We start from the raw sequence: 23,018 nt of genomic DNA on the forward strand, positions 1-23,018 counted from the left end.
AAGAAGATGTGGAGCGATGATAGGATGCTGCTTCTTTCGTCGCCCAACGGCGGCGGCATGGCCTATTTCGATCAGCGGCATTGGCATGTCATTGATCGGGTATCGACGACGGGAATCGGCATGGACGACGATTTCTTCGTCCGCTCGATCCAGCAAGAAGATCGGGCGGATTTGGTCGTGCAGAACCGGGTTGGCCGGACGAGACGGCTGAGGTTCCCGGAGTTCTCGGACATTCATGACGTCTATGTGAAGAACGGTCTCATCTACGCGGTATCGACCGGCACGAACGAAGTCGTCTGCATCTCGGCGCTTAGCGGCGAGCTCGTATCCACGCGGACATTTCCCGGCGAGTCCGATTCGATGCATCTGAATTGCCTGGACCAATGGAATGAGCGTCTCGTGGTCTCGGCCTTCGGACGTTTCGCCAAGCATCGCGAGTATAAAGACAGCTCCTCCTTGAACGGGATCGTGATCGACGTGCAATCCGGTGACAACGTATGGGGGCAGCTGACTGAACCTCATTCTCCTCGGCAAGCGGGCGCGTACTACTTGATTTGCGACTCTGGAACCGGGCGGCTCCTCGTGTCCGACGGGAAGGAGGTCAGGGCGGAACTCGCCCTCGGAGGCTACCCGCGCGGCATGGCAATCGAAGGCGAGATCGTCGCCGTCGGCATTAGCGGCCATCGCCGGCAGGAGCATGCAGGACTCGGCCGCGTGATGCTCATCGACCTTCGGACGCTGCAACTCTTGAATGAAATACCCGTTCCGTTCCGTGAGATCTACGAGCTGCGGTTCATTCCGGTCTCCCTCGCAACGAAGCTGAAGCCTCTGCGCCGCTGATCGCCCTCGACTTCGCAGCCACCGCAAAAACGCCGTCGCTCCAATATTGCGGAGCGGACGGCGTTTTGTTCTGATTTGCGGCGAGCCGGTTGGCCTTACTGCCTTGACTCGGTAGCCGCTCCTTGCTGCTCCTCCCACTTCTCTCTGCATGCGTTCGTTGCATAGGGCAATATGCGGGCTCGTACCAGCTTATCGATCTCCGTCTCCGGCACCATATTATACGTCGGAAAGAAATACCGCTTATGCTGTACCGTCCGAACCACAAGGTCCGCGAACACCATCCCCGCCGGCCGGTAGGCATGCCAGCCGAACGTAATTTCGTCGATGTCCGCCAATGCGACCTCCGTCCGTCTTCTCCTCAAGATGCCTTCCCGAATTTCAAACAAAGGCCGCCGGCTGCTCAATATGTAGAGCGCCTGAACAAGCGCCCCGCCAAAGAAGACGGTTCCGGTTAACCCAACGACCGCCGCCAGGATGCCTTTCACGATATGAAAATCCCGCGCCAAATAGAGCAGTACGGCGGAGACGGCGAGCATAAAGCCTGCTCCCGCGATGAGACAGCCTGCCTCATATTTGGAGGGGACGACTTCGACCCCGTACTCGGTTTCACGTAAATTGCTCATTCTGGCTGTCCCCCCCCGAATCGGCTTGACGTGCTGCCCAAGCCGTAGTGTCTACTCTACCATTCGTGACGGATCACAGGTTTAGGGGGGTTCGCGATCGACGCGGAACGCAGGAGCAGCCGCCCGCCGCGGTGATCGCAACGCGCTGGCGAACAAGAAAACGGCAAACAAGCCCGGATGGCCGGACCTGCGCGCAGATCCGGCTATCCGGGCTATTCCGCCCATTTGCCTCCTCACCTCTCAGTACCCGAACGATACCTGACCATCTTGGCTAGCCTGCCTCTTGATTCGCCGCCCACTCGTCCGCGATCCGAAGATCTTCTCCAGCCATCCGCAGCTCGTGCGTGCGTCCGCCCTCGTCGCGCAGCTCGAATCGGAATTGATTCTTCTGCTCGTCGTAGCCCTTCGGGACGATCTTCGCCGTCTTCAAATCGAGCGCATCCGCATACTTCCGAATCAAGCGCTCTACGGTCGCTTTCGTCTCGTCGTTCTCTTCGTATAGTCCCAAATGCAGCGGGATGCTCGCCTTATCCTGCTGGAGCAATGCCTGGACGTAGCGCTCGATCTCGCGCACCGCATACGGGTACTGTCCAATAAGCGGGGAATCGTACAGCGGCTCGCGGCGGGCGTCGTCCCGGATGACGTCCATTCCCTGCGATTTGGCGTAGCTGATGTCAAAAGCGAGTTCCCTCGCCTTGCCATCCTTCGTGCCCGTGACCGCATAATGCTCGATATAGCGCTCGTCGTTCTGCTCGCTGGACTCGAAACGCAGCTGAAGCTCCTCCAAACGGTCGAAGTACATTCGGAAGCCTTCCACGACCTTCGCCATATCCGCCTCGGTATATTCGTTCTCCGCGGGCGACATCAGGCTGGACAGCGCCTTCGTATCCTGCTGCTTCAAGGCGTCCAGGAACTTACGGCCATCCTTCGCCGACGCTTGCTCCAGCGATTGCGTGTCGTCTGGTTGTTGTGCGACTTCCGCCGGCTCATCCCCGGCATCGGGCGTCGCAGGTTCGTTCGCGGCCGCATTCTCCTCGGGCTCGGGCGCGTCGTTCTGCGGTTGCCCGGCTTCGGATACAGCCGGATCAGGCTCCGGCTTCGCCGTCTCTTCTTTCCCGCATCCCAATATTACCGCCATCAAGGTTAGCATTATGGCGAGCGTCGCTGTTTGCCCTACTTTTTTCGCGCATGTCATCTTCTCCACTCCCATCGATTCTTTGTCGCCCTATTAGACAACGGAGAATCCGGGAAGGTTCCCTTCTGAATGGAAAAATTGCGCAGGCTACTTCACGGGCAATTCGATCTCCGCTCCCTCGATGTAGCGCTCCTGGGCAGGTTGGCGCCTTTCATATGACCAAATGCGCGGCTTCACGATCACGTTGTCCGGCTTCTCGACGAACGGATCGAAGTCGATATCCAGCTTCGTCGCTCCCGTATTCATGATCCTTCTCCCGTGCCAACCGTTCGGCTCCAGCGGACGGCCATCCTGGTCGAAGAGCACGAAATCCAGCACCTCATTCTCCTTTAGCCGTTCCACCATCTCCCCGTATTGCTCCACGTTCACGACTAGTTTGGTCATGAGAGGCGTCAGCTCCAGCCTTTCGACGGTATAGCGAAGGTTGCCCGCTTCGACGGTTTGATCGAACTCGAGTATGGTGCTCAGCTTATCGTTCCGGGCGACATCGATCTTGAATTCGTAGTTCTCCCAGCCCATGCCTTCCAATCCGATTTTAAGCGTCAGCTCGAATTGATCGGGGAATCGATACGGCAAACCGGTGCGGGAATCGATCTCCGCGTGGCTGAGCTTGATGATCGCGGCGGCGCCGACGCCGGCCTGCCCGCCGTTCCTCATTCCTTGCGTCGAGAAGGAGAACGGACCGGGTTGTCCGTTGACCAGCGCGCCAACCGAGAAATTACGCTTATGGTTCTGATCCTCCGCCTGCTGATGCAGGATGAAAGAGATGTTCGAGCCGGTATAGACCAATTTGGAGATCGACACGGTCACCCCGTTCTTCGTGACGCTCTGATTGATATCGGTCGTCAAGCCCGCTTCATCCGCCGTCTTCAGGCCCATATTGTTCGTCAGCTCGAACAAATTCTCGATAATGGGAATCTCCCTTAGTTTGGAAGCCATCGCGGGCGAGACGAACACCGAGACGAGCATGGCGGCCCCGAGCATGACGGAAGCGGAGACTGCGCCTAGCGCGTAAATCCGTCTTCTGCGGCGGGTGCGATCGAGCTTCGGGAGCATGCGAAACGCTTCATTCATCTTCGCGTCCACGATCGACGGAATTGGCTCCGCCTGCGCGCGCCGTAGTTCTTTTAACCGCGACTCAAGATCGGGATGGTTCATGCTCTACGCCCCCTTCGCCGATATCCAAGGTGTGAAGCAGCTTTTTGCGCGCCCGATGAAGCCTCGTTTTCACGGCGCCTTCCGAGAGTTCCAGCAGCTCGCCGATCCTGCCGACCGGCATGTCCTGAAAATAAAACAAAATAATGACGATCCGAAGCTGCGGCTCCAACCGGTCCACCGCCTCGCGCAGATCGATATCGCCATACGCCGGATCGACGGCCGCAGCCGCGCCAATGGCTTCGGAATGCAGCGGCTTGCATGGGGGCCGCTTGCCCAGCATCCGGTTGCATTCATGAATAAGAATCCGGATCACCCACGTCTGGAAAAACGCCTCGTGCTTCAATTTTCGCAGCGACTTGTAGGTTCTAAGAATCGTCTCTTGAATCGCATCGGCGCTGTCCTCTTCGGACCGCAGGATGGCATAGGCTATGCTGTTTAACTGCGTCTTCATGTCCGTGATCAGCCCGATGAACGCCTCATGGTTCCCTTCTTTGGCCAGCTGCACCTGCTTCTGCATCTCCACTACGGTTACTCCTTTGCCTGGTCTTGATAACCATTAGACCCTGCGTTTCCACAATAGGTTACAGCGTTAGTCAAAAATGACGCCAACAAAAAAAAGCAACGTCAGCCCGTCACAGGCTGCCGTTGCCCCCCATTATCCCGCCGCATCCTTGCTCATGCCAGCCAGCCGATGAATTTGAATCAAGGCGTTCACGCCTTATTCACGATTTGTCCTTCAACGCTGTGATTGTAATCACCTCTTCCTCCCAGGTCGAACGTTATGATGAGAATAAATCTCAGTAAGGAAGGTGACCCCGGATATGACCACGCAAGAGAATGCACGCACGGAGGAATCCGCCTACGAGGCCGCGAATGGACTGCCGATCGCGCTTAAGGAGCCGCTCCAACAGCTGTTCGTGGAACATGGTCCTCTGCGACAAGAGATGGAAGCCATCTACGAGCTCGCCCATGGCATCGAAGACGCCCCCATCCGCCAAGCAGCGGCCCGGCTCGCCGAACTCATTGAACGTGTGGAACAATTCAACGCGAAGCTGCACCGCCATTCGAACAAGGAAGAAGAGCTGCTATTCCCGCTGATGGCCCGCTACATCGGACGGGATAGCGGACCGATCGCCGTCATGGAATACGAGCACGACCAGGCCAAGCGATGCTTACATCTCTTCTTGCAGCGGCGCGGCGACGGTTCGCAGCTAACGGAACGGACAACGATCGCGGAGATGGGACGTCTCGCCGCCGACGCGGTCGTCATCTTAATGGAGCACTTCTGCAAGGAAGAGCATGCCCTCTTCCCGATGGCGAATACGATGCTGTCCGCGCAGGAGCTGGATTGGCTGGAGAAGGAATTCGAACGAATCGATACACAAGGGGGAAACCACGTATGACGCAAACGATTCAACGCAACCAGATGGTGGGAGATATTGTCTCCGTTTATTCGCAAGCCAGCAACGTATTCAAAACGTATGGCATCGATTTCTGCTGCGGAGGACAGGTCACGGTAGCGGAGGCGGCGGTCAAGCGAAAACTCGACGAAGAGGAGCTGTTGGCCCGACTCAATCAGGCATGCACCGAACCGCGACCTTCCTGGCCGCTGGACTGGCAGCAGGATGACCGCAAGCTGACCAAATTAATGGCGCATATTACGCGGAATCACCATGATTTCCTTCGCGAAGAGCTTCCGGTGCTGCGCGACTTCGTAAATAAAGTGGCCCGCGTGCATGGGGACGACCATCCGGAGCTGCTCACGCTTCAGCGTCTCTATCACCAGCTGGCCGAGGAGCTGCTCGCGCATCTCGACAAAGAAGAACAGCTGCTCTTCCCCGCGATCCGCAATGCGGAAACAGAAGGCTCCGAGTCCGCGCTGACGGTGGCGCGCGAGCTGCTCGATACGCTGGAGCTCGAGCACGACGGCGCGGGAGATCTGCTCCGCCGCATGCGCGAAGTTACGCGAGACTATGAGCTTCCGCCGAGCGCGTGCCGCACGTACAGCCTCGCGTTCCGTAAACTCGAAGAACTCGAAGAAGACATGTTCACGCATATTCATTTGGAGAATAACTTGCTGTTCCCGCAAATCCGATAAGCCGGAAAAAGCCGATCGCGCGCCGATCGGCTTTTTGACGTTTATTCGATCGTTTTCAAGGCTTCGATCATGCGAATTCCCGAAACCTTTCGCCGCAGCAGCAAGCCGGAGAGAAACGTGAGCAGGCATGAAAGCGCGACGGCTGCCAAGATCGCCGGCATGTTCAATTGATCGGGTATTTGCTGATGCGTACTCGATAACGCTTCGATAATGAACGCGAATACGTAGCCGCTAATCGGCAGCGCCGCAAGGACCGATAGGACGGTTATCCAGCTATTCTCGACAAAGACGAGGCGGTTGATCTGGCTCCGCCCATAGCCCAATACTTTAAGCGTAGCCAGCTCCCGCTGCCGTTCATAGATATTGATGGACGATATCGTATAGATGGCGCCGAAGGAGAGGATGGCCGCGCACACGATGAACATGACAAAAACAAAGCTGTTTTGCCGCACGATATATTGCGCGGACTTCTGCAGATCCTGCTGGTCCGTAATGGCCTCTACGCGCGAATCCTGTTCGAAGAACGTACGGATTACCGGCACATCCGCGGCTTGATCCGCTTCGATTAACAGCGAGGTCGGGCTGTATGCGAGGCCCAATTGCGCTAGATAAGCCGGCGTGCAATAGAAAGACGGATCCGAATATTGCGCCGAGATGCTCGCCACCTTCATCTCCACGGACACCGGCTTGCTCTGCTCGGGCGTCGTCACGAGAAGCTGCACGGTATCCCCTACCGCGATTCCGTATTGGTCGGCATAAGATTGGGGAACCAGCACGCCGTTGTCGTCTAATTGGATGCTATGCTCGTTCGCGTCTACAAATAGAAGGAGCTTATTCTCGCTCTCCGTCACCGTTAACGTCGCCGGTTCCTTCGCATCCGCTTGCCTGAATTCTGCCGGCCACTCCGCTAAATAATAGCTGCTGGCAATGCCAGTTTCGGGCAATTGGGGCGATTGAGGCGCGGCGCCTATGGCATAATCGATTTTCAAATCATACTGGTTCGCTTCTTCGATCTGATCCGCGACTTGGAGCAAGGCGGTCTGCGTCCCGAATGCCGTAATTAACAACACCGTGCTCATGACCACGCCAGCCGCGCTCGCCAACGCTTTGCGCTTACGAAGCAGCACGTTTCGGAGGATGAGCTTGTAACGGTACGGCAGACGGCTCCATAGTCCCGGAACGCGCTCGATAAGAAGCTTCTTCATCGATTTCGGGGGCTTCGTCCGCATCGCCTGAGCCGCTCGTTCCCGTAAGATGGATTTTGCGCTAAGATAACAAGCCAACATGCCAAACGCGCTTGAGACAAGGACGGGAGGTGCGATCGATAATGGCGATAGCGCGAATTCGATCCCCGGCAGCGAATAGGCTCTCGCGCTGGACGCTGTGACGAACGGGACGAATACGGCCGCGGCGATCGCCCAGCCGATGATCGAGCCGATAATCCCGACAAGCACCGGATACCCCATGTAATGCAACAGAATCGTTCGATCTCTAACCCCCAGCGCTTTCATGATGCCGACTTGCTTGCGCTCGGCATCCAGCATCCGCGACATGGCCAGGAATAGAATAAGCGCTTCGATGAGGAAGAGCACGATAGGGATCACCCGGCTCATCAATTGGTTATTATGAATCGTCTCCTGAATTTTCGCATAGCTGAAGCTCCTCTCCTTCGGCACCTGGGCTGCTATTGGGAGCCGAAGCTGCTCGGAGGCGGCTTCAATGGACTCGCTTAATCGGTCGATCTCGTAGCCGTCCTGAGCATCGATGAGGATCTCATTGTAGGCGAAGCCGCCCGATACTTCAGGAATGGACGCTTCCACCATATAAGCTACGCCGTAGGCTTTATGGTCTTGGATCTCGTTCTTCTTGGCATGTTCGGCATTCTCGCCCAGACCGCTGATCGTAAAGGCAAACTCGCTCTCCTTCGCGCGCACCTGGATCTGGTCGCCGACTCGATACTGGTGCTCTTGTGCATAATGGGCATCCAGCAGGATCTCGCCTTTCTTGGTCGGAAGACTGCCCGATAAGACCGCCGGCGTATTGATTGTATTGTTGGCTGGGATCGAGTGGATTTTCAGCGTGGCCTTACCGTCTTCGAACGTTTGCGCGGCATCGAAGGTATATCGCCCCTCTGCACGATGGATTCCTTCGATGGCACGCAGCTTAGCGACCTCGCGTTCCGTAATTCGGTCGTAGTACACATGGAGGTCGCTTAGATTATGTTTCTTGAAATAAGCCGTCGCGTAGGCGTGCAGATTGCTGCTGTAGGTCACCAGCCCCGCGTAGAAGAAGGCGCCGACCGCAACGACGAGCACAAAGGCGAGGAATGAACCGGGCGATTGCTTCACGTCTCTGATTAACTTCCGAGCGAGCAGCGCCAGCATCACCATTCGATCCTTTCGACGCTTTGCTTATTCGGATTGATCGCGACGCTTTCGATTCGGCCGCTCTTCACCTTGATGATTTTGTCCGCCATCGGCGCGATCGCGGTATTGTGCGTCACCAGCACGACGGAGGTTTTCGTCTCCCGGTTCAAATCCTCGAGCAGCTTCAAGACGGACTTCCCCGTCACGTAGTCGAGCGCGCCGGTGGGTTCGTCGCAGAGCAATAGCAGCGGATTTTTGGCCACCGCCCGCGCGATCGCGACGCGTTGTTGTTCGCCGCCGGACAACTGGGACGGAAAGTTGCGGATTCGATCCTGCAGTCCGACTTTACGCAAGATGTCCTTCGCATCCAGATGGTTCTTGCTGACTTCGGCGGCGAACTCCACATTCTCGAGCGCGTTCAAGTTCGGAATCAAGTTATAAAATTGAAAAACGAAGCCGATCTTCTCGCCGCGATAGGCGGTTAGCTGCTTCTCGTTCCAGCTGGCGATGTCCTGATTGCCCACGAACACCTGACCCGAAGTTACCGTGTCCATGCCGCCGAGGATGTTTAGAATCGTGCTTTTGCCAGCGCCGCTCGCGCCCAGCATGACGACGAACTCCCCTTCCGCGATCGCAAAATCGACGCCGCTCAGCGCTTTGATCCGTACCTCGCCGATCGTGTATTCTTTCGTCACGCCCTTGAATTCAATTAACGGGTTCACCGATCTCATCTCCTCGTCTCTATTCATCGTCGTTCGCACGATCCCGTTCGGCCACGGATCGCCAATTCCAGCAATTGTCAATCCGATTATAAAAAACCGAAAGTCGCGCAGCAACCAACCTCCGTCCCCGCTGCGGCTGGACTTAAGTCGGGCAGCTCGGAGGAACCGCGGTCCGAGGCAAGTCGGTCTAGGAGCGGAGACAACGAGACGCATGGATGAACACGGATAGACGACAACGAATAGATCACAATGAATAGACGACAACGTATAAACGACAATGAAAAGACGACACAAATAGACCGCGTTCACTTAAACGCGGCCTTTAACATGCTTATGTCGCCCACACCGGAAACGTCCTGCGCCTTAATGAGCCGCCGCCGGTCTCTCCTTCGCCTTATCCGACTCCCCGGCGTTGCGGTTGGCGGCCTCCCGGTCGAGCTGCATCTCTTCGACCGACTTGACCGCGAGGCGCGCGGCCCCTCGGTAATCCTTGCGCGTCGGCAGCAGCGGCTGGGTCGCCAGCCGGTGCTTCGCCGCCGCGATCGCATCCGTGTACTGCGGCAGCCACTGCTCCTGCGCGACGAGCATCTCGTCGACCATCTGCCAGATCTCCTTCGGGTTGCAGACCGCGCCGACGAGCGGGTCCATCATCATCGCTTGGCGCAGCAGCCGGTCGTCGCCGTGAATGGCGGCCTCTACGGCGAGCCGCTGCACCGAGATGCTGGCATTGCAGACGGCCGCGCAGCCAAGCGGAAGCGCTCCGACCTGCGGAATATTAATGCCATTGCGGTCGACATAGCCCGGCGCTTCAATGATGGCGTCGTCCGGCAGATTGCTGATGATCCCGTTGTTCACGACGTTGAAGTGGCCGCGATAGACGCGTCCCGTCTCCAGGCCTTCGATAATATAAGAGCCGTGCTCTTCTCCGCGATGCTCCGCCGCGTAGACGAACGGCGCCTCCTTCATCCAGTTCGGGAAATCCGTCTCGAACCAGCTGCGTCCTTCCGTACAGACCCGGAGATAGCCGCCCGTCTCGCCGTTAATCCAGCTGCCGAGGTCGATCCAATCGTTGATCTCCTCCGGACGCTTGCGGTACCATGCGACGTATTCGCTCAAGTGGCCGTTCGATTCCGTCGAGTAGTAGCCGAAGCGGCGCAGCATGTCGATGCGCACCTTCTCCGTCTGGCTGTATTCGGGGTGACGCTCGAACGCCTCGAGCAGCTTGCCCGTCATATCCTCGCCCTTATGCTTTACCTGCACGTACCAGGTCTGGTGGTTGATGCCGGCGCAGACGATATCGACCTCGGCCTTAGCCAGACCGAGCGCTTTCGCGATTTGATGATGCCCGCCCTGAACTCCATGGCACAAGCCGATCGTGCGGACGCCGCCGTACGTATTGCATGCCCACGTGAGCATGGCCATCGGATTGGCATAGTTCAGCAGCAGCGCATTGGGCTCCGCCACTTCGCGGATATCGCGGCAAATATTCATCATTTCGGCAATACCGCGCTGGCCGTACATAATGCCGCCTGCACACAGCGTATCGCCGACGCACTGGTCGATGCCATACTGGAGCGGAATATCCACATCCGTCTTGAACGCTTCCAAGCCGCCGATCCGCACCACGCAGAACACATAGCGGGCATCGCGCAGCGCCGTACGGCGATCTAGCGATGGCGCAATCTGAATCGAGAGCCCATTCTCGTCGATGTCCCGCTGGCAAAGCTGCGTCACCATCTCCAGATTGTGCGCATTAATGTCGGTAAATGCAACTTCGATATCCCGAAATTCCGGAACCGCCAGCAAATCGCGCAGCAGCCCCCTTGTGAATCCGATACTGCCTGCTCCAATAAACGCTACCTTGAACGACATCAAAAACGCCTCCTCATCCTTATTTCGCCTGCAATAGGACTGATAGCCCCATTGTAGCAGAGCGGCGAGGAATACGTTTTCACTATTGAAACGAATTCACCTGACACATGTCAACTATTGCAACCTCTATTTCTTATCCCAACCGACCAGCTCCACCGATTTGCGATAAGCGGCAGGCGTCTGACCGATCGTCCGCTTGAACAATTCGTTGAAATACTGCCTGCTGTTGATGCCCACGTAGTCCGCGATGTCCGCGATCGGGATCGAGGTTCGGCCAAGCAGCATTTTGGCTTTGTCCATGCGGACTTGAATGATGTAGCTCGCCATGCTGATGCCCATTTGCTTGCGGAAGATGCGCTGCAAATAGACGGGATGCAGCTTGACATGCGCGGCCACGTCCTTCGCCTGGCATTCGCAATCGTAATGCTGCAGGATATACTGCACGGCTTGACGGACGTACCGGTCGGTCTGCGGGGCAAGGCCGGACCGTTGGTGCTCGGCGTACAGCCGCGCGATCTGCAGCAGCAGCTGGCCGATCATGAGATGGCTGAGGACGGCTCGCTCCTCGCTCCGGCCGTCCAGCTCCAGGACGAGGCTCTTCAATGTGATCTGCACGTCGCTCGGATCGGAGAGCACGAACCAAGGCTTCCGCTCGGCGAGCAGCGTTCGGAGCGCGGGCGACGCATCGGTCAGCTGGCGCATCGAAGGCGCAGCCGCGCCGGCGGCAGCGAAGGTGAACTCCACGTTCAGCATGCGGCACGGCTCCCCGGGGTACACGACAAGCCGGTGCGGCACCCAGGAATCCAGGACAATGAAATCCCCGCCGCCAAGCTCCACCGCCTGCTCGTCCGTCTCGACGACGCAGCGGCCGGAGATGACATACATAATTTCCACTTGCGGATGCGCATGCACGTTCATATGGAAATCGACCCATTGCCGATAGTAATAAGCATCGATCTGCGGCCGATAGTCGCCCTGCCGCCATTTCTCGTCAAAGAGGCTGAATGATTCCAACCGCCTCCACTCCTTCCGTATGCCGTGCTAGATGAGAACGAAAATCGCCGCATAGGGCCGTAATCGATTTGGCATATTATCAATAATCTTCTAACAAAGGAGTGGTCATATGTCAAGCAACAGAAGCAACAGCAACAGTCTGGTGGTACCGCAAGCGAAAAGCGCGCTGGAACAAATGAAATACGAGGTCGCTCATGAGCTCGGCATTCAAATTCCTGCGGACGGTTACTACGGGAATATGGCAACGCGCGATGCAGGCTCCTTGGGCGGTTACATTACCCGTCGTCTGGTGCAAATCGCGGAGCAGCAGCTCGGCGGTCGTTTCTAATTCTCGGCTTCCATGCGAAAAGGCTGATTCGGGCAAATGCCTGAATCAGCCTTTTTGGGTTTGGCGCGAAAGAATGCGCGGCTTAGCAAGCGGTCGGCATGGTTAAAAAACCAACAAAGCCGCCTAATTCAATCGAATGACGTTGGAGCTGATCAACAGATATAGAACCGCTCCCGCCACAACAAGAAGAACGCCTGCGCCAATGCTGCCATAGAGCAGCCATTTATCGGATTTGCTCATTTCGCTTTTCACCAGGGAGCCTCCTAATGCCTGTCATACGCGTTGTGATGGAACTGATAGGTTACCCATACATTACCATATAATGGTATGATTAGTCATGACGATGGGTAATCGTATGCCCTTCAATCTAACTGTACCGTCTCGGAGGTGACACGCTTGGCAAAAATGAAACCCCGATGGCTGGCGACTGTGGCTGTATGCGTACTAGCCCTCGTCATTGTTACTACGTTGCTCGTCCGGGAACATGATCGCAGCAACCAATACGAGCGGCACCTCTCAACAAAACTCCGCAACGATCAAAGCGCCTTGATCGCCGCGATCTATGCCTTGCGCGACGATGTCGGCACGCTTCTCGGCAGCGAAACGCCCGACGCAGATATAAAAGCGCGGCTAACCGATAACATCTATGCGGTTGTTCGCATTGCCCAGGATATGGATGGGATGGCCGTCGATTTCGATCTTGTCAGTCGAGATCGGTTAGCGAACTCGACGTCCTCCGCGGCGGCTCGAGCGGCGGTCACGTTAGATCGAATCGACGCGGAAGCGATACAGGCCCGCGAGCGCGACAAACTCCGCGTCATTAAGGACATGCTGACGGAATGGACGGGCGTCATCGAGCGCGTCTATCCCGGCTACGCGCCTGGAGATCCGGAACGCATGGCCAAGGCGCTGCATGATCGTATCGGCGATCCGGCGTATTTCATCCGCGATGAAGCCTGGCAAGAGCTGATCCTCGGACTCGAGCAGGCGTCCAAAGCTTATCACACAAGACTGCCCTAACCAAGGCGAAGCGGCTATCGCCGACTCTTGCGGTACATTGTTGTATCTCCAAGTAGACGGCATTCTCGCCGAAAGACAGAAAAAGCCGCAGTCGCCTGCGGCTCTCTCCAAGTGAAGAATCGTCGATCGTTCGCCTTACTTCCCGTACTTCGCCGTCCGCGCGTCTTGAATGACGCCCTTCCAGTTCAGGCCGAAGGCGAAGTCGTAAGCATTGCCTTCGCTGTCCACGTGAACCTCCATGTCGTGCGGCACATCTTCAAATTGCTTCTCCACCGTCTCCATATCCTTCGGCATCTGCATCGGCAGCAGTCCGGAAGGCTCCGCTTGACCGGACATAATGTCCATCAGCGCCTGATCCTGCACGCCGAAGTTCACGAGGATCGCGTCGGCCGCGCCTTCGAATTCCTTCATGACAAGCGGGTTGTCGGTGAGCACCGAGACGATAACCGGCTTGCCGTTCATCGCCTTTTGCGTGTCCAGCACATTCTCCAGATCTTTGATGTTACTCGCCGTGACGGATTTGCCTTTATACGAGCGGTTCGTGAACTTCTCCAGCGGATCGCCGCCGGCAAGACTTGTCTCGCGCGCCTGGTCGGCTTTGTAGGTGCTGTATTGCAAGCTGATCGGCACATACCCGTTCCCGCCTGCGGCCAGATCCGCCTTGCTATAGCCCACGCCGGTATCGGGATTCGTGATAAAGACGAGGCCGTAATCCGCTTCCGCCGGGTTATCCGTCACGTTGAAATATTTCTTCACCACGTCGAGGTTCACCGGATCCGCCGTCTTGGCCGGCGTCACGTTGTTGAACCAGCCGACGGTCTCCGGATAAAACTTCTTCGGAATGTAGACCGTCGCTTTGGCTTTGAGCGGCAGCACGTTATCCTTGTTCTTCAGCATGACGACCGATTTCAGCTGCGCCTCGTACCCGGCGGTCATATAGTCGGGGTTGCCGACGACTTCCACCGTGTTGTCTACATTCACATAGGCATTCTCGAACAAGCCGGTGCGGAAAATGTTTTTCAGCAGACGCACGGCCGACTGCTCGAAACGCTGGCGCATGAACGCCTCGCCGTGCTCCTTCACGCCAATCGCATAAGCTTCGATGATCGGCCCCGCCTCGTTGTTGCCGCCGAACTGATCTACGCCGGCCATGATCACCTTGTAGTGGCGCTCGGCTTCCGACAGCTGCTCTACCCCGAATGGCCGTCCCGAGAACGTATCCGGCGTCGGCCCGGAATCTTTCGTAATGCCCCAGTCGGTCGTCACGACGCCGTCATAGCCGTATTTGGTCCGCAGCAGATCCGTGATTAAATATTCGTTGTACGAATTGCCGACGTTCTCCCCGTTCACCGTATCCTGGTTGTACGAGACCGTATAGTACGGCATGACCGCGGACGCCATGCCCGTTTTGCCTTCGAGCTTGAAGGCGCCGTTGACGAAAGGCAGCAGATGCTCGGCGAAGTTGTTGCCCGGATAGACGGCATATTTGCCGTATGCGAAGTGCGCGTCGCGTCCGCCCTCGCCGGAACCGCCGCCTGGCCAATGCTTGACCATCGCGTTCACGCTGCCGTAGCCCCAGCCGCCGGCGATCTCCTCGCTGTCCGTCGAGGTTTGGAACCCATCCACATAGGCGCGGGCCATATCGGTCGCCAGCAGCGAGTCTTCGCCGAAGGTGCCATTGAATCGGCTCCAGCGTGGATCGGTCGCCATATCGATCTGCGGCGACAAGGCCGTGGTGATGCCGAGCGCACGGTATTCCTTGGCCGCGATCTCGCCGAATCGCTGCGTCAGTTCAGGGTCGAACGTCGCGGCAAGACCGAGCGTTTCGGGCCACATGGAAATTTTGCCGCCCGCCCCTGCGTTATATTCGGTGCTCGGTACCGTCGTATGACGCGGGTCGGAGCTGTTGTTGGCAGGAATACCCAAGCCTTCGCCTTCGACGAGCGCCTGCACGTTGTTGTTCCAGCGCGCCGCCACTTCGGGGCTCTCGACCGTGGTGATCAGCACGTGCCTCAGGTTGTCTTGAATGAGGAACTTCTTCTGATCGTCTGTCAAATCCGAGGATGCCGCACCGCTCTCGGCCCTCGTCTTGCCGCTGTATTTGGCGGTCGCACCGCCCGGAATGGATTGATGAGCGCTATACAGCATCAGCCCCGCGATTTGCTCCACCGTCATCTGGGAGGCGAGATTGGCGGCGCGCTGGTCCGCGGCCAAGCGCCAATCCTCATACCTGTCCAATTTTCCGTTCTGGTTCAAATCCTTGAACGCATGGCCGTCCGCCTGGATGACGCCGACGCCGGAAGCGGAGGAATAGCCTAACGTCGCGCCGCCTTTATTGATCACGCGATGGATGCCGCTGCCATCCGCTGCGGTCTCCAGCCACTTGGCGCCGTACCCGGCGACGAGCTTGTCGAGGAGCGCGAGGACCTCGGCGCGCGTCAGTGTATGGTTCGCGTTCGCCGCGGCAAGCGTCGGTATGCCATTCATGCTCGCCGTTACGTCCGACGTCGTGATGCCGAACGCCTTGGCCAGCATCGCGACCGCGGATTGCTTATTCAGCCCTTCCTTCGGTTTCGCGCCTTGACCAGCATCCTCGATATACCCCGCTTCCTTCGCCTTCAGCATGTCGTTCGCATACCAGGCTCCAGTCGGCACGTCCGCGAAGTTGGCGCTCGCTTTCTTCTCGAAGCCGAGCACACGATTCATTACCGCCGCGAACTCTGCGCGGCTCATTGGCTTATCCGGCCCGAATGTGCCGTCCGACAAGCCCGCGATGACCCCTCGGGCCATCCACGTCTCCACGCTGGACGAAGCCCAGTGCCCGCTCACGTCCTTGAAGTTCCGCGCGCCCTCCCCGAAGACGGTCGGACTGAGCGACGATAGCGCCAGTCCCAAGGACAGCGTGATGCCAGTCATGCGACGAATATTGGATTTCATAGGTGGTGCCTCCCTCGTGATCAGCTCTTATGTATACGCTTTCAGTATAAGAGCGGCACCACCGTCTCAACTATGACATTCCGGACCTGTTTTTGTTGCGATTCCGACTTCCTGCCAACGAGGAAACGCTTTCCATTCCTATTGAAATCGGGATCCGATACAATGAGTGAAAGCGTTCATAAGGTGGTTCGCAAGCATGCTTAAAATAAACAAACGGATGTTTCGCTCGCTGCGAGTTCAGCTCGTCGCCGGAGTTCTGCTCGTCACGCTGCCCCTCATCGCGCTGTTGATCGCGAGCAACCATTATTCGATCCAGGTCGTCCGTGGACAGATCGCGCAATCGAGCCAGAATACGGTCTCGCTTTATATGAATCAGATCGACAACAGCTTGGAGGAAACGGGCAACTACCTCTACACATTGGCCGCTCAAGAGACGAGCCTCATGAATCTGAAGCTGTGGGAAGGGAATTATCATCAGGCTTACAATCAAGCGAAGATCGAGATGTACAATAAAATCTCGGAAGAAATCGCGACCCAAAAGCAAGTGGATACGTTATTCATCTATTCGTCGGCCAATGACGACCTCATTCAAACGACGACGGGACGATCAACGTTCGAGGAACGCCGGCAAGTTACCGAGGAAGTCAAGCGGCTGCTCCGAGACCAGCTCGCCCCCGGAAGCGCGGCTAACGACAACTGGTCGGTGCTGAACGCCGGCGGCCATCATTACCTCTGCCTTATCGTGCGGACAGGCAATGTGTACGTCGGCGCGCTGGTGCACACCGACAGCTTGCGGTTCCCGTTCCATCTGGTCGATCTCGGGGCGGACGGAAGGGTCGTCTTAACGGATTCGCGCGACCAGCCGCTGTCCGACTCGGATTTCTTCGCCGCGGATCCGGCGCTGCAGCTCGCTTACGACAAGACCGGCTACCATTTGACCGGCGCGGAAGACCGCTATCTATTGGTCGGCGCGCCGTCCGCCCAAGGGAGCTTTCACGTTGTCGCCTTAATTCCGAACGAAGCGATATTGGAGAAGCTGCCCTTCTTGCAGCGAATATTCTCCGGCATCTCAGTCGGCGCGATTGTGCTGGTCCTCCTCTTGCTCACTTTCATGCGGAAGGTCATACTGGCGCCGGTCAAAAATCTCGTGCTGGCGATGCGCAAATTATCCGGCGGCCAGCTGGATGCGAGACTGGCAGAGCGTTCCGCTTCGTACGAGATGGAGCTGATGAACAGGACGTACAACAACATGGTCGGTCAAATTCAGGAGCTCAAGATCAGCGTCTATGAGGAGCAGTTGAATGTTCAGCGGGCGGAGCTTAAGCAGCTGCAGCTCCAGGTCAATCCGCATTTTTTCTTGAATGCCTTGAACATTATTTACAATCTGGCCAGCGTGAAGGAGTTCGCGCTCATCAAGGAAATGTCGCTCTGCCTGGTCAAATATTTCCGCTACACGTTCCGCAGCGCCATGGCGTTCGTGGAGCTGCAGGAAGAGATCGCCCACATCCGCAACTACTTGAATATTCAGGCACTCCGCTATCCGGATCAGCTCACGTACCGGATCGACGTCGACGAATCGTGCGCACGACAGCCGATTCCGCTGCTCATGATACAACCCTTCGTCGAAAACGCGGTTAAACATGCCTTCGTCATGGACAAGCCGCTCGATATCGCCATCGAGGTACGCGCGGAAGCCGAAGCCATGCTGAACATCGTCATTCAAGATAACGGCAAAGGGTTCCATCCCGACCTGCTCGCCAAACTCCAGTCGGGGCAGTCGCTGAGCAACGAACAAGGCGAGCATATCGGCATCTGGAACGTGCAGCATCGATTGAAGCTTATGTTCCAGGATCAGAGATCGGGCATCCGGTTCTCCAACAATACGAGCTGCGGGGCGCGCATCGAGCTATGGCTGCCCCAGGCCGAAGCGTAACAAAGGAGCATGTAAAGATGGTTCAATTACTCATTGTCGATGATGAAATCCATGCGGTACGCGGTCTCGAAGCGGATGTGAATTGGGAGAGGCTCGAAGTCTCTTCGGTTCACAAAGCCTATAATGCCCGGCAGGCGCAGGAGGTGCTGAGCAGCCATCCGATCGACATCGTCATCTGCGATATCGAGATGCCCGAGGTGAGCGGCCTGCAGTTGATGGCTTGGGTCAAGACGCATTACCCGGCGGTCGAGTCGATCTTCCTGACCTGCCATTCGGAGTTTACATACGCCAAGGAAGCGATCCATCTCGGGAGCGTGGAATACTTGCTCAAGCCTGCACCGGTCGACGAGCTGGAGCGCGCGATCGGCAAGGCGGCCGAAAGCGTCCGGCGCAGCCGGCAACAGCTCGAATTTCAAGCGACGTATGAAAAGTATGCCGAGCTGTGGTCCAGCCATCAGCCCCTGCTTATTGAACGCTTCTGGTCGGACCTGCTCCACCAGCGAATCCCTTCGAATGCCGACGCCATACGCAAGGCAGCCCTGCAGTTGGGCCTGCCCTTCGCGCAGGACGATCTCTTCCTGCCCGTCTACATCCAGGTGGATCGATGGCATCGGGAGTGGTCTTCCCGGGAAGCGAGCATTATGGAATACGCGCTGCAGAACGCTGCGGGCGAGATGATCGCGGGCGATGGCCGGCATGGACATACCGCGCGGCTTCATCAAGGGAGCTTCGTCGCAGTGCTTCGCCTTCCCGCTTCCACCGAGCCAGACCCCGACCGCTTGGCGGAAGCATGCAGGACCTATATCGCCTCCTGCGCCCGATACTTCTATTGCGACTTGTCCTGTTACATCGGAAGACCTGCCGCCTTGGAAGCCGCGACGGATGTGCTGCAGGCCTTGCTCGATTGCGCGAACAACCATGTGGCGCTGCACAAGCAGGTTATTTTCCTGGATCAGCTCAAGCCGCCCGCTTCTTCTCCCGCGCTGCCCGAGATGACAAGACTGCGGGAGCTGCTGGAAGCCGGCCAGAAAGACTTGCTGCACGCCGAGCTTCGCCGATACTTGGCCGCGATGCGGACCCTATCCGTGCCGGTAAGCTTTCTGCATCAATTCTTGCACGATTTCCTGCAGACGGTTTACTATACGCTGCAGCTGAACGGCTTGCAAGCACACCTCATATTCGCCGATCCCGCGTATGCGAAATTCGCCGCATCCGCCACGCGCTCGCTCTATCATTTGGAGGAATGGGCCGATGAGGTCATTCGCCGCGCATTCGAGCATATGCAGGCGGCCGAGGAAGCGCCGACGGTCGTGGACCGGGCGAAGCAGTTCATCGCGGACCATCTGGATCAGAATCTGACTCGGGAGCTGATCGCGAATCACGTCTATCTGAATCCCGACTATCTTGCCCGCCTATTCAAGCGCGAGACAGGCCTGTCGATCACGGATTACTTGACGGAAGCGCGCATCCAGCTTGCCCAGAAGCTGCTCGTGCAGACCGAGCTGCCCGTCAGCACCATCGCCGAGCGGTCCGGAATCCCGAACTTCTCGTATTTCTCGAAGCAGTTCAAGCGCAATACGCAGATGAGTCCGCTTGAATACCGTCAGCTCAGACGTAACGGTTATCGAAAGGAGTGATTCCACTTGAATGTCTCAATGAAGCGGGCGTTGAAGGCCGCCCTGCTGACGGGTATAGCCGTCATCTCGCTGGCCGGATGCTTGAACGTAAGCTCCTCTTCTTCGCCGACAAAGGAAGCGCCTAGTCCGGACGCCGCCATGATTCCGGAACTATCGTTCGTCTTCAGCCAAATGCAGCGCAGCGCTGATCTCCTGGACATCCAAGAGCAGATGAACCGGATTCTGGTCGATAAGATCGGCGCCAAAATCAAGCTCGTTCCCATTCCGTCCGACGATTACAGCCAGCAGCTGAACCTGATGATGCTGAAGAAGGAACCGCTGGATCTGTTCGTCTCGATTAATTCCCGGGAATTCAAGAATATGATCATTAACGAACATATTCGCCCCCTGCGCGAATTGGTCGAGCGGTACGGACCAGATATTAAGCGATTGATCGGGGATTCGATGCTGGACAGCCTGACGATCGGCTCCGATCTGTACGCGATTCCGAGCATGCGGGACTGGGCCTCGAGCCACGGCATCATGATCCGGAAGGATTTGGCGGAGAAATACGGCATCGCCCCCGCTTCCATTCGAACGTTAGACGATGTAGAGCGGATGCTTGCGATCATTAAAGCCCATGAACCTGATATGACGGCGATCGCCTCGTTCAACACCGCGTCCATCTACACGGGCTTGAGCAACGGCCTCTATGATGCGATGGAGGATCGATTAGGCGTCCTGCCGGATTTCGACCATGATTTGCAATTGGTGAATCTGTATGAGACCGAGCAGTATGCGGAAGATCTTCGGCGGATTCGCCGCTGGTATTTGAACGGGTATATCGGGGAAGACGCCGCCGTCAGCGAGGATACCGGGAGAGAGCTGGTGCGCGCGGGAGCCGCCTTCGCGTACTTCTCCTCGCTGAAGCCCGGCGTTGAAGAGCAGGAATCCCGGCTCACCGGCAGACCGATGGTCGCGGTGCCCTTGACCGAGGCCACGATGACGACGAGCACGATCAAGGTATTCGGCATGAGCATGGCGGCGCGTACGCCGCATCCGAAGAAGGCGATGGAGCTGGTGAATTTGCTGTACGCCGACCGCGAGCTGCTGAATCTGCTTAATTACGGGATTGAAGGCAAGCATTACGTGAAGACGACGGAGCAGTCCATCGCCTACCCGCCGGGGATCAACGCGTCGAATGTCGGTTATTCGTTCAACAACTACGAGGCAGGCAATCAATTCATCTCGTACACCTGGGACTCCGACAGCCCCGAGCTATGGGAGCGAACCGTCGCATTCAATCAATCCGCCCGCCAATCGCGCGCGCTCGGATTCTCGTTCAATCCCGAACCGGTCAAGAACGAGCTGTCCGCCATCGAGGCGGTACTGAAGAAATATATGTCCGGCTTGGAGACGGGAACGCTGGATCCCGATGCGATGCTACCCGCATTTCGGTCCGCGCTCCGGACCGCCGGCATCGAACGGGTCATTGCCGAGAAGCAGAAGCAGTTGGAAGCGTGGGCAGGGCGAAACGGATAATGTCCGTCTTCGTCCTGTTTGGCATATATTCCACAACCGTTGATGGCATTGTCCACCCGTTCATTTCTCGTTATAATTAACTTACGAAAAGAAAGCGGGTGACGCGATGTTTTATTGGCTCAGCATTTCCTTGACGGCTGTTGATCTGATCTCGAAATTATTCGTTCGCTATCATATGGACGTCGGCGACACCAAAGTTTTCCGCGAAGGCCTTCTGCACTTTACCTACTACCAGAACTCCGGCGCGGCAGGCAGCTCGTTCCAGGGCTACGGCCGTCTGTTCGGCGTCATTGCGGTGCTGTTCATCGCGTTCGTCGTCATCTACCGGAAGCGCAGAACGGACGCGTCCGGCGTGCGTCTTCAAGACGCCGGCTTCGCCTTCCTCGTCGCCGGCGCCGCGGGCAACGGCATCGAGCGGCTGCTTCAGGGGAAGGTAACGGATTTCCTGCAGTTCCGTCCGGACGGCGGCATCCTCAACATAGCCGATCTCTTCATCAACGTCGGCGTCGTCATCCTCATCGGCCAGCTCCTCTACGAATCGATCCGGGCGAAAATGAAAGCCGCCTAGTCACGCCGCGCTGCGCATCGACGATGAACAGCTCGCGTCACCAGACATCAAAAAATCCGCTGCAGCAGCGGATTTTTTGATGTGGCGCGGAAGTGCCGCTGTAATGCAGCCTATCGCATAGGCGCGAAGCCGCTAACCGCGGACATAATGTCCTCCACGCGCGCAAGCACCTCATCGGATAAGGACAATTCGATCGCTTTGATATTCTCCTCGATCTGCGCGGGACGGCTGGAGCCGATGATCGCCGAGCTGACTAGCGGCTGTCGCAGCACCCATGCGAGAGCGAATTGCGACAGCGTATACCCAAGCTCCCCGGCCAGTTCGGCTAACTTAGCGGTGCAGGCGAGCACATCCTCGCGCAAATAACTATTGATGACGAAATTCGTCTCGTCGTTGGCCGCCCGGCTGTCCTGCGGAATGGCTTGCCCGGGTTTGTACTTGCCGGTCAGTACGCCTTGCGCAAGCGGCGAGAACACGACCAAGCCCATCCCTGCCGATTCGCACTGCCGGATGACATCTTCCCGCTCGATATATCGCTCGAACAAATTATAGATCGGCTGGTTCGAGATCAGCGGGCGCAAATTCAAGCGCTTGCCGATCGAAGCCGCCTCCGCGATTTGCCCAGCCGACCACTCGCTGACGCCCGCGTACAATATTTTGCCCTGCGCCGTCAGATCGTCGAGCGCGCGCAGCGTCTCGTCGATCGGCGTGTCCGCATCAAAGCGATGGCATTGATACAAGTCGATGTAATCCGTGCCCAGCCGCTTCAGACTCGCTTCGCATTGCTCCATAATATGTTTGCGCGACAGCCCGCGGTCATTCGGTCCCGAACCTTGAGGGAAGAACAGCTTCGTCGCCAGCACATAGCTGCTGCGCGGATATGCCGTCAAGGCACGACCAAGCACCTCTTCCGCGCCGGGATAAGAATTCGACGTATCGAAAAAGTTGATACCCAGCTCGTACGCTCGATGGATGCACGCCTGAGCCGTTTCCTCCGCCGTCGCAGAGCCGTAGGTCAACCAGCTCCCCAGCCCGATCTCGCTTACCTTAAGTCCGCTTCTGCCCAATCTTCTGTATTGCAAAGCACTCACTCCTTATTGATCTTGTTATTGACCTTTCCATCATAAAAGTTAAACTTAACTTTAAGTCAAGTAAGCTTATTGGTTTGCGTTCACGATCGTAAGAT

At 57.2% G+C, this 23,018-nt stretch carries 20 protein-coding genes; 9 read left to right on the forward strand and 11 right to left on the reverse strand.

From position 1 onward, the window contains the following. The first annotated feature begins 6 nt into the window (after window positions 1–6). The gene (locus ACFSKT_RS05660; RefSeq protein ID WP_377718024.1) at window positions 7–840 is read left to right on the forward strand and encodes a DUF4915 domain-containing protein; all 834 of its coding nucleotides are present in this window, start codon (window positions 7–9) and stop codon (window positions 838–840) included. Between the two features lie 95 nt (window positions 841–935). Here ACFSKT_RS05660 and ACFSKT_RS05665 read toward each other — a convergent pair whose 3' ends face one another. The 4 genes from ACFSKT_RS05665 to ACFSKT_RS05680 all read right to left on the reverse strand — a co-directional run bounded on the left by ACFSKT_RS05665 (window position 936) and on the right by ACFSKT_RS05680 (window position 4,333). Beyond that, the gene (locus ACFSKT_RS05665; protein ID WP_377718025.1) at window positions 936–1,463 is read right to left on the reverse strand and encodes a DUF5381 family protein; all 528 of its coding nucleotides are present in this window, start codon (window positions 1,461–1,463) and stop codon (window positions 936–938) included. Window positions 1,464–1,734: 271 nt separating this feature from the next. Then, window positions 1,735–2,658, reverse strand: coding sequence for a nuclear transport factor 2 family protein (locus ACFSKT_RS05670; protein WP_377718026.1), 924 nt, complete (start codon window positions 2,656–2,658; stop codon window positions 1,735–1,737). A gap of 87 nt (window positions 2,659–2,745) precedes the next feature. Next, the gene (locus ACFSKT_RS05675; RefSeq protein WP_377718027.1) at window positions 2,746–3,816 is read right to left on the reverse strand and encodes a DUF4179 domain-containing protein; all 1,071 of its coding nucleotides are present in this window, start codon (window positions 3,814–3,816) and stop codon (window positions 2,746–2,748) included. After that, on the reverse strand, window positions 3,797–4,333 hold the full coding sequence (locus tag ACFSKT_RS05680; RefSeq protein ID WP_377718152.1) for a sigma-70 family RNA polymerase sigma factor: 537 nt from the start codon (window positions 4,331–4,333) through the stop codon (window positions 3,797–3,799). Before ACFSKT_RS05680 ends, ACFSKT_RS05675 begins: the two co-directional genes overlap by 20 nt. A 304-nt stretch (window positions 4,334–4,637) precedes the next feature. Between ACFSKT_RS05680 and ACFSKT_RS05685 the strand changes: the two genes are divergently transcribed. Both ACFSKT_RS05685 and ric read left to right on the forward strand, forming a co-directional pair. Then, window positions 4,638–5,219 (forward strand): hemerythrin domain-containing protein, encoded by a 582-nt coding sequence (locus ACFSKT_RS05685; RefSeq protein ID WP_377718028.1) that lies wholly within the window; start codon window positions 4,638–4,640, stop codon window positions 5,217–5,219. Next, window positions 5,216–5,914 (forward strand): iron-sulfur cluster repair di-iron protein, encoded by a 699-nt coding sequence (gene ric, locus ACFSKT_RS05690; RefSeq protein ID WP_377718029.1) that lies wholly within the window; start codon window positions 5,216–5,218, stop codon window positions 5,912–5,914. Before ACFSKT_RS05685 ends, ric begins: the two co-directional genes overlap by 4 nt. 41 nt (window positions 5,915–5,955) lie before the next feature. On the opposite strand, the gene ACFSKT_RS05695 is transcribed toward ric, so the two are convergent. The 4 genes from ACFSKT_RS05695 to ACFSKT_RS05710 form a co-directional block, all read right to left on the reverse strand. Further along, on the reverse strand, window positions 5,956–8,298 hold the full coding sequence (locus tag ACFSKT_RS05695; protein WP_377718030.1) for an ABC transporter permease: 2,343 nt from the start codon (window positions 8,296–8,298) through the stop codon (window positions 5,956–5,958). Next, complete coding sequence (locus tag ACFSKT_RS05700; RefSeq protein WP_377718031.1) at window positions 8,298–9,002, reverse strand: ABC transporter ATP-binding protein; 705 nt, start codon at window positions 9,000–9,002, stop codon at window positions 8,298–8,300. Before ACFSKT_RS05700 ends, ACFSKT_RS05695 begins: the two co-directional genes overlap by 1 nt. A 363-nt stretch (window positions 9,003–9,365) precedes the next feature. Beyond that, the gene (gene melA, locus ACFSKT_RS05705) at window positions 9,366–10,874 is read right to left on the reverse strand and encodes an alpha-glucosidase/alpha-galactosidase (RefSeq protein ID WP_377718032.1); all 1,509 of its coding nucleotides are present in this window, start codon (window positions 10,872–10,874) and stop codon (window positions 9,366–9,368) included. A gap of 126 nt (window positions 10,875–11,000) precedes the next feature. Then, complete coding sequence (locus tag ACFSKT_RS05710) at window positions 11,001–11,888, reverse strand: AraC family transcriptional regulator (protein ID WP_377718033.1); 888 nt, start codon at window positions 11,886–11,888, stop codon at window positions 11,001–11,003. A 109-nt stretch (window positions 11,889–11,997) separates the two neighbouring features. Between ACFSKT_RS05710 and ACFSKT_RS05715 the strand changes: the two genes are divergently transcribed. Next, a complete protein-coding gene (locus tag ACFSKT_RS05715; RefSeq protein ID WP_377718034.1) occupies window positions 11,998–12,216 on the forward strand; it encodes a small, acid-soluble spore protein, alpha/beta type in 219 nt (72 codons plus the stop codon). A 123-nt stretch (window positions 12,217–12,339) separates the two neighbouring features. Here ACFSKT_RS05715 and ACFSKT_RS05720 read toward each other — a convergent pair whose 3' ends face one another. Then, window positions 12,340–12,468, reverse strand: a complete 129-nt coding sequence (locus tag ACFSKT_RS05720; RefSeq protein WP_377718035.1) for a hypothetical protein — start codon at window positions 12,466–12,468, stop codon at window positions 12,340–12,342. 144 nt (window positions 12,469–12,612) lie between these two features. Here ACFSKT_RS05720 and ACFSKT_RS05725 point away from each other — a divergent pair, with 144 nt between their 5' ends. Next, window positions 12,613–13,236 (forward strand): hypothetical protein, encoded by a 624-nt coding sequence (locus tag ACFSKT_RS05725; protein ID WP_377718036.1) that lies wholly within the window; start codon window positions 12,613–12,615, stop codon window positions 13,234–13,236. A 135-nt stretch (window positions 13,237–13,371) separates the two neighbouring features. Here ACFSKT_RS05725 and ACFSKT_RS05730 read toward each other — a convergent pair whose 3' ends face one another. Next, complete coding sequence (locus tag ACFSKT_RS05730) at window positions 13,372–16,173, reverse strand: glycoside hydrolase family 3 N-terminal domain-containing protein (protein WP_377718037.1); 2,802 nt, start codon at window positions 16,171–16,173, stop codon at window positions 13,372–13,374. 196 nt (window positions 16,174–16,369) lie between these two features. Between ACFSKT_RS05730 and ACFSKT_RS05735 the strand changes: the two genes are divergently transcribed. From ACFSKT_RS05735 to lspA, 4 genes are all read left to right on the forward strand, one after another. Next, on the forward strand, window positions 16,370–18,106 hold the full coding sequence (locus tag ACFSKT_RS05735) for a sensor histidine kinase (RefSeq protein ID WP_377718038.1): 1,737 nt from the start codon (window positions 16,370–16,372) through the stop codon (window positions 18,104–18,106). A 17-nt stretch (window positions 18,107–18,123) separates the two neighbouring features. Next, complete coding sequence (locus ACFSKT_RS05740; protein WP_377718039.1) at window positions 18,124–19,743, forward strand: response regulator; 1,620 nt, start codon at window positions 18,124–18,126, stop codon at window positions 19,741–19,743. 6 nt (window positions 19,744–19,749) lie between these two features. Beyond that, window positions 19,750–21,264, forward strand: a complete 1,515-nt coding sequence (locus ACFSKT_RS05745; RefSeq protein ID WP_377718040.1) for an ABC transporter substrate-binding protein — start codon at window positions 19,750–19,752, stop codon at window positions 21,262–21,264. A 106-nt stretch (window positions 21,265–21,370) separates the two neighbouring features. After that, on the forward strand, window positions 21,371–21,832 hold the full coding sequence (lspA, locus tag ACFSKT_RS05750; protein WP_377718041.1) for a signal peptidase II: 462 nt from the start codon (window positions 21,371–21,373) through the stop codon (window positions 21,830–21,832). A 110-nt stretch (window positions 21,833–21,942) separates the two neighbouring features. Here lspA and ACFSKT_RS05755 read toward each other — a convergent pair whose 3' ends face one another. Further along, on the reverse strand, window positions 21,943–22,914 hold the full coding sequence (locus ACFSKT_RS05755) for an aldo/keto reductase family protein (protein ID WP_377718042.1): 972 nt from the start codon (window positions 22,912–22,914) through the stop codon (window positions 21,943–21,945). Window positions 22,915–23,018: the final 104 nt, after the last annotated feature.

This window comes from Paenibacillus xanthanilyticus, from assembly GCF_042682185.1.
Classification (GTDB): Bacteria; Bacillota; Bacilli; order Paenibacillales; family Paenibacillaceae; genus Paenibacillus_Z; species Paenibacillus_Z xanthanilyticus.